The 10,701-nt window shown below is 69.6% G+C and carries 7 protein-coding genes and 3 pseudogenes; 9 read left to right on the top strand and 1 reads right to left on the bottom strand.

Annotated elements, in window-relative coordinates:
• Positions 1-5 precede the first annotated feature (5 nt).
• Positions 6-872, bottom strand: a complete 867-nt coding sequence (locus Y694_RS16440) for an ROK family protein (protein WP_051495844.1) — start codon at positions 870-872, stop codon at positions 6-8.
• Positions 873-1,489: 617 nt separating this feature from the next.
• Between Y694_RS16440 and Y694_RS16435 the strand changes: the two genes are divergently transcribed.
• From Y694_RS16435 to ntrC, 9 genes and pseudogenes are all read left to right on the top strand, one after another.
• Entirely contained in the window at positions 1,490-2,431 is a 942-nt protein-coding gene (locus tag Y694_RS16435) for a YncE family protein (RefSeq protein ID WP_051495843.1), read from the top strand.
• A pseudogene (locus Y694_RS16430) lies at positions 2,415-3,208 on the top strand (polysaccharide deacetylase family protein). Before Y694_RS16435 ends, Y694_RS16430 begins: the two are co-directional and overlap by 17 nt.
• Before the next feature lie 8 nt (positions 3,209-3,216).
• Positions 3,217-4,191, top strand: coding sequence for a sterol desaturase family protein (locus Y694_RS16425; protein WP_036234421.1), 975 nt, complete (start codon positions 3,217-3,219; stop codon positions 4,189-4,191).
• A gap of 39 nt (positions 4,192-4,230) precedes the next feature.
• Positions 4,231-5,106, top strand: coding sequence for an EI24 domain-containing protein (locus Y694_RS16420; protein WP_036234418.1), 876 nt, complete (start codon positions 4,231-4,233; stop codon positions 5,104-5,106).
• A 23-nt stretch (positions 5,107-5,129) separates the two neighbouring features.
• On the top strand, positions 5,130-5,939 hold the full coding sequence (locus Y694_RS16415) for a molybdopterin-binding protein (protein WP_011829670.1): 810 nt from the start codon (positions 5,130-5,132) through the stop codon (positions 5,937-5,939).
• A 223-nt stretch (positions 5,940-6,162) separates the two neighbouring features.
• A pseudogene (gene glnA / locus Y694_RS16410) lies at positions 6,163-7,580 on the top strand (type I glutamate--ammonia ligase).
• Positions 7,581-7,771: 191 nt separating this feature from the next.
• Entirely contained in the window at positions 7,772-8,287 is a 516-nt protein-coding gene (locus Y694_RS16405; RefSeq protein ID WP_011829668.1) for a hypothetical protein, read from the top strand.
• A gap of 91 nt (positions 8,288-8,378) precedes the next feature.
• Positions 8,379-9,400: pseudogene (gene glnL, locus Y694_RS16400) on the top strand (nitrogen regulation protein NR(II)).
• 50 nt (positions 9,401-9,450) lie between these two features.
• A partial coding sequence (gene ntrC / locus Y694_RS16395; RefSeq protein ID WP_051495842.1) for a nitrogen regulation protein NR(I) occupies positions 9,451-10,701 on the top strand: 1,251 nt, incomplete at its 3' end.

Below are 10,701 nucleotides of genomic sequence, written 5' to 3'. Positions count from 1 at the left end.
GGCGCTCACAGCGCGCGTCCGAGCCAGGCCGCCCCGCGCACGCCCGAGGCGTCGCCATGCTGCGAGAGCGCGAGCCGCGTCCGCACCGGCGGGTCGTGGCGGGCGCCGAACACCCAGGGTGTCCACAGGCTCGGCAGGCGTTCGATGAGCCCCGGCAGACGCGAGGCGCCGCCGCCGAACACGATGACGTCCGGGTCGAGCAGGTTGACCACCGACGCCAGCGCCCGCGCCACGCGCAGCGCATGGCGGTCGAGGCTGGCCTGGCAGGCCGCATCGCCGGCCAGGGCGCCCTGGCCGATCGCCACGGCGTCGATGGCCGGGCCACCATGGCGGCGGTGGTCGGCGGCCACGGCCGGGCCGCTGAGCCAGGCCTCGATGCACCCGGCAGTGCCGCAGTAGCAGGCCGGCCCGGGGCGTTCGTCGTCGCGTGCCCAGGGCAGGGGGTTGTGACCCCATTCGCCGGCCAAACCGTTCGGGCCCTGCAGGACCCGGCCATGCACCGCCACGCCCCCGCCGCAACCGGTGCCGAGGATCACCGCGAACACCACCGCCGCGCCGGCGCCGGCCCCGTCGGTGGCTTCGGACAGCGCCAGGCAGTTGGCGTCGTTGGCCAGGGCGATCGGCTGGCCCAGCAGCGCCTCCAGATCGCGTTGCAGCGGCTGGCCGTTGAGGCAGGTGGAGTTGGCATTCTTCATCGCGCCGTCGGCGCGCCGCGTGCCCGGTGTGCCGATGCCGACGCTGATGGCGCTCCCGGCGGCCGTACGGGCCTGCTCGACCAGGCCGCCGATGGCGGCCAGCGCGGCCCGGTAATCGTCGGGCGGTGTCGGGATGCGCTCGCGCCAGCGCGTGGCGCCGGTGTCGTCGAGCAGCATGGCTTCGATCTTGGTGCCGCCGAGGTCGATGCCGAGGGCGGGCAGGGGCTGGGCTCATGGTCGGTAGGTCGGCCGCGAAGGCCGTCATCGCGTTGACTGCACTGTAGTGAAGCCCGGGCCGTCATGGGGCGGCCCGTAGAATCTTGGGTTTGCTGTCGGGGAATCGATTGAATCAAGAAGTGAGCGCGCGGCGCGGCCCGTGCCGGCCCGGAATGGTGGGTCGGGCTCTGCAGACCGTGGTGCTGGCGACGCTGTGCGCAGCCGGCTTCGGGGTTCGATCGCAGCCCGCCCCGGCCGCATCGGAAGCTGCAGTCGCTCCAACAGCCGCTTCGGTACCCGCGCCGGCTGTCATTCCCGTGTCGATCCCTGCCCCGGAACCGACCGTCGCGTCGACCCCGGCGCACTCTGCGGCGTCAGCCGTCGCAGCGGAACCTGCACCTGCGCCCGCATCTGCAGCGCGGCCCGCTCCGGCACAGGCCGTGGTGCCAGCCAGGACACGGCCTGCAACGCCGGTGCCAGTGCCGACCCCAGCGCGGGCTTCGGCTTCACCGGCGGTTCAGGTGCCGGTCTCGACCCCGGCCCCAACACGGGCGGTGGCTGCCGCGAGTGCAGGCGGGGTGGTGACCGCATCGCAGCCGATCTTCGTGCTCAACTCGCTGGACGCGACGATCAGCGTGATCGATCCCGTGAGTTTCACCGAACTGCGCCGTCTGCCCACCGGCAAGGAGCCGCACCATCTCTACCTGTCGCCCGACGAGCGTTCGCTGCTCGTCGCGAATGCGATGTCGGACACCCTGACGCTGGTCGATCCGAAGACCGGGCTGGTGCAACGCACGATCGCCGGCGTCGACGATCCCTACCAGCTGCGCTTCTCACCCGACATGAAGTGGTTCGTCACCGCGGCGAACCGGCTCGACCATGTGGCGATCTACCGCTGGACCGCCGGCGCCGACGGCGGCGACTTCAAGCTGGTGAAGAAGGTGGCCGCCGCCAAGACACCGAGCCATCTGTTCATCGACAGCAGGAGCAGCGTGGTCTACGCCTCGCTGCAGGACAGCGACCAGCTGGTGGCGATCGACCTCGCCACGCAGGCCCCGCGCTGGACGGTGCCGACCGGCAAGCTCCCGGCCGACGTCTACCTGACACCAGACGACAAGCAATTGCTCGTCGGCCTGACCGGCGACGAGTTCGTCGAGGTCTACGACGTGACCTCCGCCACCGCGAAGCTGGTCAAGCGCATCAAGACCGGTGCCGGCGCGCACGCCTTTCGCGCCTGGGGCGACGGACGCCACGTGCTCGTGAGCAACCGCGTGGCCAACACCATCAGCCGCATCGACCTGCAGACGCTCGCCGTGGTCGACACCTATCCGGCGCCCGGCGGGCCGGACTGCATCGACGTGATGGTCGATGCGCAGGGCACGAAGACCATCCTGGTCACCTCGCGCTGGGCACGCAAGCTCACGGTGATCGACCCGGTCAAGCGCCAGGTGGTGCGCCAGGTCGCCGTCGGCCGCTCGCCGCATGGCGTGTGGACCTTGGCCCATGCGTCTCGCCGCTGAGCTGCGACGTGCGTTGGCCGCCGTGGCGGCCGCGTTGTGCGGCGGCGCAGCGCTCGCCGCGGCCTGCGACAAGCCGGTCTATCTGAGCTTCGACACCGGCACATGGGCGTGGCCCCGCTGGTGGCCGAGGTGCTGCAGCGCCAGCAGGTCCGGGTCACGTTCTTCCTTGCCAACGAGCGCACCCTGACCGACGGCAGCAGCCTCGACGATCAGTGGGCGCCGTGGTGGAAGGCGCGTGCCGCCGAGGGCCATGCCTTCGGCTCTCACACCTGGGACCACTGGGTGTGGCGCGCCGACCGCGGTGCGGGCTTCAGCGTGCGGCCCACCGCCGGCCCCGACAGCGGGCGAACGCTCTCGGTCACCGCGACCGAGTACTGCGCGGCGCTGAAGCGGCCGCTGCAGCGCTTCGAGCAGATGACCGGGCAGCCGGCGCTGCCGCTGTTCCGCGCGCCCGCCGGACGCACCTCGCCGGCCTTGCTGAAAGCGGCCGAAACCTGCGGCTACAAGCACGTGCCGTGGTCGCCGGCCGGCTTCCTGGGCGACGAGCTGCCTAGCGACAAGTACCCGAACGCGCAACTGCTGTCGAAGGCGCTGCGCGACATCCGGGCGGGTGACATCCTCCTGGCCCACCTGGGGATCTGGTCGCGCCAGGACGCCTGGGCGCCGGCGGTGCTGGAGCCGCTGATCGAGGGCCTGAAGGCCCGCGGGCTGTGCTTCGCGACCCTGCGCGAGCATCCCGACTACCGCGCCTGGATCTCGGCCCATCCGCTGCATTGAGTCCGGCGATGGATACCCTGACCGATCTGTTCGCGCAGGCCCAACAGGCCTTGTTCGAGGCCGTGGTTCAGCCCTTGCTGTTCTCGCTCGGCTTCGGCAACCTGCTCGAGGACGGCTTCGATGCCACCGGCTGGCTGCTGGTCGGTCTGCTGCAGCTGGCGGTGATGCTCGCGGTCATTGCACCGCTGGAGCGCTGGCGGCCGGTGGAACCGGTGGTGGACCGGCGCGCCGTGCGCGTGGACGTGCTGTACACGCTGCTGCACCGCCTGGGCCTGTTCCGTGTGGCGCTGTTCTTCGCCGTCGATCCGCTGTGGGACGCGCTGTTCGGCGCGCTCAGCGTGCAGGGCTACGGCGGCTGGCAGCTCGATCAGTGGATGGCTCCCGCGTGGCCGGGCGTCAGCGACACGGCGCTGTTCGCTTTCGTGGCCTACCTGCTGGTGTTCGACCTCGCCGACTACTGGATTCACCGAGGCCAGCACGGCCTGAACGCCTGGTGGGCGCTGCATGCGCTGCACCACAGTCAGCGCCAGATGACGATGTGGAGCGACAGCCGCAACCACCTGCTCGACGACCTGCTGCGCGACGCGCTGCTGGTGCTGCTGGCGCGGGCGATCGGCGTCCCGCCGGGCCAGTTCATCGCGGTCGTCGCGGTCACCCAGCTGCTGGAGAACCTGCAGCACGCGAACCTGCGTCTGAGCTTCGGTCGCGTCGGCGAACGTCTGCTGACCAGCCCGCGCTTCCACCGCCTGCACCACAGCATCGGGCTGGGCCACGAGTCGAACGGGCAGGGCACGCTCGGCGGCCACAACTTCGCGGTGCTGTTCCCGCTGTGGGACGTGCTCTTCGGCACCGCGAACTTCGAGAACCGCTACGACCCGACCGGCGTGCGCGACCAGCTGCCTGGCGAGGGCGCGCGCGACTACGGCCGCGGCTTCTGGGCCCAGCAATGGCGCGGGTTGCAGCGCCTGTTCGGGCGTGCCTGAGCAACGGCGCGTCCGGCGGCCCTTGGGTATGCTCATCGGATGAAGCAACTGGTCGATTCCTTCTGGCGGGCCGCCGCCTACTGTCTGCACCCGCGCGTCATCTGGCTGTCGGTGCTGCCGCTGCTGCTGACCGGCGTGCTGGCCGCGGTCCTGGGCTACTTCTTCTGGGAGAGTGCGCTGATCGCCGTGCGCACCCAGCTTGATGCCTGGTCGCTGACCGGCAGTGCGCTCGGCTGGCTCGAATCGGTCGGCGCGGGCAGCCTGCGGACCCTGGTCGCGCCGCTGATCGTGCTGGCGCTGGCGGTGCCTGCGCTGGTGATCCTGTCGCTGCTCGCGGTGGCCCTGATCATGATGCCCAGGCTGGTCGACCTGGTGGCGCAACGGCGCTTCGCCGCGCTCGAACGCCGGCATGGCGAGCCGGTGTGGCGCAGCGTGCTGTACTCGCTGGGCGCGACCCTGCTGGCGGTGGGCGCGCTGGTGATCTCGATGCCGCTGTGGCTCGTGCCGCCGCTGGTGCTGTTGCTGCCTCCGCTGATCTGGGGCTGGCTCAGCTACCGCGTGATGAGTTTCGATGCGCTCGCCGAGCACGCGACGCGCGACGAGCGGCGCGAGCTGATGCGCGTGCACCGCCTGCCGCTGCTGGGCATCGGCATCGTCACCGGCTACCTGGGTGCGGCGCCCGCGCTGGTGTGGGCGGTGAGCGCCGCGCTGCTGGTGTTCGCGCCGGTGCTGATCGTGGTGTCGGTGTGGCTGTACACGCTGGTGTTCGCCTTCTCGGCGCTGTGGTTCAGCCACTACTGCCTGGCCGAGCTGCAGGCGCTGCGCGAACGCAGTGCCGCGCCGACGCCGCCGCAGCCTGATGCGCTCGGGATCGATGCCGTGCCGGCGGCGCCGCCGGCGCTGCCGCCGGTCTGAGTGGCCGCCGAGGGAAAACGAACATGGAATTCGGACTGCTGATCATCGGGGACGAGATCCTGTCGGGCAAGCGCCAGGACAAGCACCTCGCCAAGACCATCGAACTGCTGGCCGAACGCGGCCTGCAGCTGGCCTGGGCGCGCTACGCCGGCGATGACCGCGCGCGCATCACCGCGGACCTGCGCGACGCCTTCGCCAGCGGTGCGGCGGTGTTCTCCTGCGGCGGCATCGGCGCGACGCCGGACGACCACACGCGCCAGTGCGCGGCGGCGGCGCTCGGCGTGCCGCTGGCGTTGCACCCGCAGGCGCGCGACCTCATCCTCGAGCGCATGCGCGATGTGGCGGCGGAGCAGGGCCTGCCCTACGAACCCGATCGCGACGACAACCGCCACCGGCTCAACATGGGCGTGTTCCCCGAAGGCGCGCGCCTCATCCCCAATCCGTACAACAAGATCGCCGGTTTCACACTCGACGGTCCGGCCGGCGGTGCCGTGCATTTCGTCCCCGGCTTCCCGGTGATGGCGTGGCCGATGATGGCCTGGGTGCTCGACACGCACTACGGTCACCTGCGCGGCGGCGGCCAGGCCGAGCGCTCGGTGATCGTCTACGGCGCCATGGAGGCCACGCTGACGCCGCTGATGGAGGCCATCGAGGCCGAGTTCGGCGACGTCAAGGTGTTCAGCCTCCCGAGCGTCGACCACCCGGAGCACGGGCGCCACATCGAGCTCGGCGTGAAGGGCGCCAACGCGCTCTCGCTGGGTCGCGCCTACGCCGTGCTGCTGGAGGGACTGGCCAACCACGGAGCCAGGCTGGGCCCCGAAATGGTGCGATGACGACGCCCGGAATCGCCCGGTTAAGGTGCGTAATCCGCGTTGAATTGGTGCCTGATCGATCCGCCTTGCCGTCCATGGGCCGTCGAGGCGCACGCGTGCACCGTTCGTGCTCCTGTCCTGGGCATGGTTTCTGCTAAATTTCCAAGAGCCCTTTCCGGCCATTGCCGGGGCCTCTCAGCCCCATTTCCCCCACACCGACACAACGTCCCGCTAGGAGCACCTGATGGCCAACAAGACCGTCGCCGACGTGATGAAGATGGTGAAGGAAAACGAGATCAAGTTCGTTGATTTCCGTTTCACCGACACCCGCGGCAAAGAGCAGCACGTATCCGTGCCCGTCTCGCATTTCGACGAAGACAAGTTCACGTCGGGCCACGCCTTCGATGGCTCTTCGATCGCCGGCTGGAAGGGCATCGAAGCCTCCGACATGCAGCTGATGCCCGACCCGAACACGGCCAACATCGACCCGTTCTTCGAAGAGCCGACGCTGATCCTGACCTGCGACGTCATCGACCCGGCCGACGGCAAGGCCTACGAGCGCGACCCGCGCTCGCTTGCCAAGCGCGCCGAGGCCTACATGAAGGCCTCGGGCCTGGGCGATGCCGCCTACTTCGGCCCGGAGCCGGAGTTCTTCGTGTTCGACAGCGTGCGCTGGAGCAACGACATGTCGGGCTGCTTCGCCAAGATCGAGAGCGAGGAAGCCGCCTGGAACACCGGCAAGGAATACGAGCACGGCAACTCGGGCTTCCGTCCGGCCGTCAAGGGCGGCTACTTCCCGGTGCCGCCGGTCGATTCGGGCCAGGACCTGCGTTCGGAGATGTGTCTGATCCTCGAATCCCTGGGCATCCCGGTTGAGGTGCACCACCACGAGGTGGCGAATGCCGGCCAGATGGAGATCGGCACGAAGTTCAGCACGCTGATCCAGCGCGCCGACTGGGTGCAGCTGCAGAAGTACGTGATCCACAACGTGGCCCATGCCTACGGCAAGACCGCGACCTTCATGCCCAAGCCCATCGTCGGCGACAACGGCTCGGGCATGCACGTTCACCAGTCGGTCTGGAAGGACGGCAAGAACCTGTTCGCCGGTGACGGCTACGCCGGCCTGAGCGAGTTCGCGCTGTTCTACATCGGCGGCATCATCAAGCACGCCCGTGCGCTGAACGCGATCACGAACCCCGGCACCAACAGCTACAAGCGCCTGGTGCCCGGCTTCGAAGCCCCGGTGAAGCTGGCCTACTCGGCCAAGAACCGCTCGGCCTCGATCCGCATCCCCTACGTGGCGAACCCGAAGGGCCGTCGTGTCGAGGCGCGCTTCCCCGATCCCCTGATGAACCCCTACCTGGGTTTCGCGGCGCTGCTGATGGCCGGCCTGGACGGCGTGGAGAACAAGATCCACCCGGGCGAAGCCGCCACCAAGGACCTGTACCACCTGCCGCCGGAAGAGGACGCGAAGATCCCGACCGTCTGCGCCAGCCTCGAGCAGGCGCTCGAGTACCTGGAGAAGGACCGTGCCTTCCTCACCAAGGGGGCGTGTTCACCGACTCCTACCTCGACGCCTACATCGACCTCAAGATGCAGGAAGTCACGCGCTTCCGCATGGCGACCCATCCGGTCGAGTTCGACATGTACTACACGCTCTGATCGCCGAGGCGGGCCTGCGGGCCCGCCGACCGGCGCGCAAGTCGCGTGTGAGCAAGGGACGGCATCTGCCGTCCCTTTTTCTTGGCGGCGCTGTGTGCTCCAGCCGCCCACCGCGCGTTGAATGCGGGATGCCGGATACTCCGGTCGCAGGGCGTCGCGCTGTTGCGGATCGTCGGGATGAAGGAGTCGGGATGAGTCGATGGACGGTTGAACTGCGCGTGCTGGTCGCGGCAGGGCTGGTGAGCTCGGCCGCTGGTGCGGGGGCCCAGGAGCCCGTCATCTACAAGTGCCCGGGCAACCTGTACACCAGCGCCTACACGCCAAAGGAGGCCGCCGCCAAGGGCTGCAAGACGCTCGAGGGCGCGCCGATCACGGTGATCCAGGCGCCGGCGCGGCGCGCTCCGGCCGCCACGCCGAGCGGCGAATCGCGTCCCGCAGACAGCCGTGTCGACCCGGCCGACCAGCGGGCGCGCGACACCGACAAGCGCCGCATCCTCGAGACCGAGCTGCGCCGCGAAGAGGAGCGCCTGACGGCGCTGAAGCAGGAGTACAACAACGGCCAGCCCGAGCGACGCGGCGACGAGAAGAACTACCAGAAGTACCTCGACCGCGTGGCCGAGATGAAGGCCAGCATCGAGCGCTCCGAGTCCGACGTGGCGGCCCTGCGGCGCGAGCTCTCCAAGGTCACCGGCGGCAGCGGTGGCTGAGCGGCGCGGCATCGCCGTCGCGGCCGGCACGGCAAGCACCACACTGCCGGCTGCGGCGCACTGGAGCGAGGCCTTCGACCTGCTCGCCACCATGGTGGCGGTGGTCCAGCCCGACGGGCGCTGCCTGTTCGCCAACGCGGCGTTCGAGAACGTCCTGGGCCTGTCGCGCCGCAACGTGCTGCGGCGCGACTGGTTCGAATGGTTCGTCGATCCCTCGCTGCTGCGGGACACCGTCGCCGCGGTGGCCTGCAACGAGTTCTCGACCAGCCGCCTCGACGCCCAACTCAAGCGGCCCTTCGTGTCACCCGGTGAGCCGCTGCTCGTGCACGTGATCGTCAACCAGATGGAGCAGTCCGACGTCACGCTGGTCGAGCTGATCGAGATCGAGCAGCAGACCCGGCAGGACCGCGAGGAACGCGCGCTGGACCAGGTGCGCGCCACCAAGGAGCTGATCCGCAACCTGGCGCACGAGATCAAGAACCCGCTGGGCGGCATCCGTGGCGCGGCGCAACTGCTGCAGATGGAGGTCGAGTCCAAGGGCCTGAGCGAGTACGCCCAGGTCATCATCCACGAGGCCGACCGCCTGCAGGCGCTGGTCGACCGGCTGCTGGCGCCGCACCGCCGCCCGCACGTGGTGGGCGACGTCAACATCCACGAGGTGTGCGAGCGGGTGCGCGCCCTGATCGTGGCCGAGTTCCCCGCGGGCTCCGGATCGAACGCGACTACGACACATCCATCCCCGACTTCCGCGGCGACCGCGAGCAGCTGATCCAGGCGGTGCTGAACATCGCCCACAACGCCGCCCAGGCGCTGGGCGAGCGCATGGTGGCCGGTGACGCCCGCATCGTGCTGCGTACGCGGATCGCCCGGCAGGTCACGCTCGGCAAGCAGCGCTTTCGTTTGGCACTGGAATTGCATATTGAGGACAACGGTCCGGGCGTTCCCGAGGCCATCCGTGATCGCATCTTCTACCCCCTGGTTTCTGGGCGCGATGGCGGATCGGGCTTGGGGCTCACACTGGCACAGACCTTCGTGGCGCAACATCAGGGCACGATCGAATGCGAGAGTGAACCGGGCAGGACGCTGTTCAAAATCACGATGCCGTTACCCTGACCCGTTGTCGGGGCTGCGGCTGGCAAGACGCTCAGGGATCGCAGAGCCGCATGAAATCCATCTGGATCGTCGACGACGATCAATCCATCCGCTTCGTGCTCCAGAAGGCCCTGCAACGCGAGGAGCTGCCGGTGCGCTGCTTCGCGAACCCGCGCGACGTGCTCGCGGCGCTCGACGACGGCGACGCGCCGCAGGTGCTGGTGAGCGATATCCGCATGCCCGGCGGCTCGGGCATCGACCTGCTCGGAACGCTCAAGGAGCGGCTGCCGGCCCTGCCGGTCATCATCATGACCGCCTACTCCGACCTCGACAGCGCCGTCTCGGCCTTCCAGGGCGGGGCCTTCGAATACCTGCCGAAGCCTTTCGACCTGCCCAAGGCCGTGGAGCTGATCCGCCGCGCGCTCGACGAGAGCCTGCGCGAGGACGAGGGCGACGAGCGCCTGACCCAGGTGCCCGAGATGCTCGGCCAGGCCCCGGCGATGCAGGACGTGTTCCGTGCCATCGGTCGCCTGAGCCAGAGCAACGTCACCGTGCTCATTACCGGTGAGAGCGGCTCCGGCAAGGAACTGGTGGCGCATGCGCTGCACAAGCACAGCTCGCGCGCCAGCGGCCCGTTCGTCGCCATCAACACCGCGGCGATCCCGAAGGACCTTCTCGAGAGCGAGCTGTTCGGCCACGAGCGCGGCGCCTTCACCGGCGCGCAGACCACGCGGCGCGGGCGCTTCGAGCAGGCCGACGGCGGCACGCTGTTCCTCGACGAGATCGGCGACATGCCCTTCGACCTGCAGACGCGCCTGCTGCGCGTGCTGAGCGACGGGCAGTTCTATCGCGTTGGCGGGCACAACCCACTGAAGAGCACGGTGCGCGTGATCGCCGCCACCCACCAGGATCTCGAGCAGCGAGTGAAGCAGGGCGCCTTCCGCGAAGACTTGTTCCACCGCCTCAACGTGATCCGCCTGCGTCTGCCGGCGCTGCGCGAGCGGCGCGAGGACATCCCGGCGCTGGCGCGCTCCTTCCTGCAGAAGAGCGCCAAGGAACTGGGCGTCGAGGCCAAGCGCCTGAGCGAGGCCGCGCTGGCTCGGCTGTCAAGCTTCGACTACCCCGGCAACGTGCGGCAGCTCGAGAACATCTGCCACTGGCTCACGGTGATGGCGCCGGCGCAGATGGTCGACGCCAAGGACCTGCCGCCGGAACTGACCACCGCGGCCCTGGCCGCTCCCGCGGCGGCCGTGACGCTGGCCGCGGGCCCTGGTGGCCTGTCCGAGGCACCCGCCGCTCCGACCGGCGAGCCGGGGGTGTCC

It is taken from the genome of Methylibium sp. T29-B (assembly GCF_000576225.1).
Lineage (GTDB): Bacteria > Pseudomonadota > Gammaproteobacteria > Burkholderiales > Burkholderiaceae_C > Methylibium > Methylibium petroleiphilum.
This window is presented reverse-complemented; position numbering and strand designations above follow the sequence as displayed.

Coding starts and splice junctions, on each gene's coding strand:
- Y694_RS16440 (WP_051495844.1), bottom strand. CDS start 872: ATGCTGCTCGACGACACCGGCGCCACGCGCTGGCGCGAGCGCATCCCG.
- Y694_RS16425 (WP_036234421.1), top strand. CDS start 3,217: ATGGATACCCTGACCGATCTGTTCGCGCAGGCCCAACAGGCCTTGTTC.
- Y694_RS16420 (WP_036234418.1), top strand. CDS start 4,231: ATGAAGCAACTGGTCGATTCCTTCTGGCGGGCCGCCGCCTACTGTCTG.
- Y694_RS16415 (WP_011829670.1), top strand. CDS start 5,130: ATGGAATTCGGACTGCTGATCATCGGGGACGAGATCCTGTCGGGCAAG.
- Y694_RS16405 (WP_011829668.1), top strand. CDS start 7,772: ATGAGTCGATGGACGGTTGAACTGCGCGTGCTGGTCGCGGCAGGGCTG.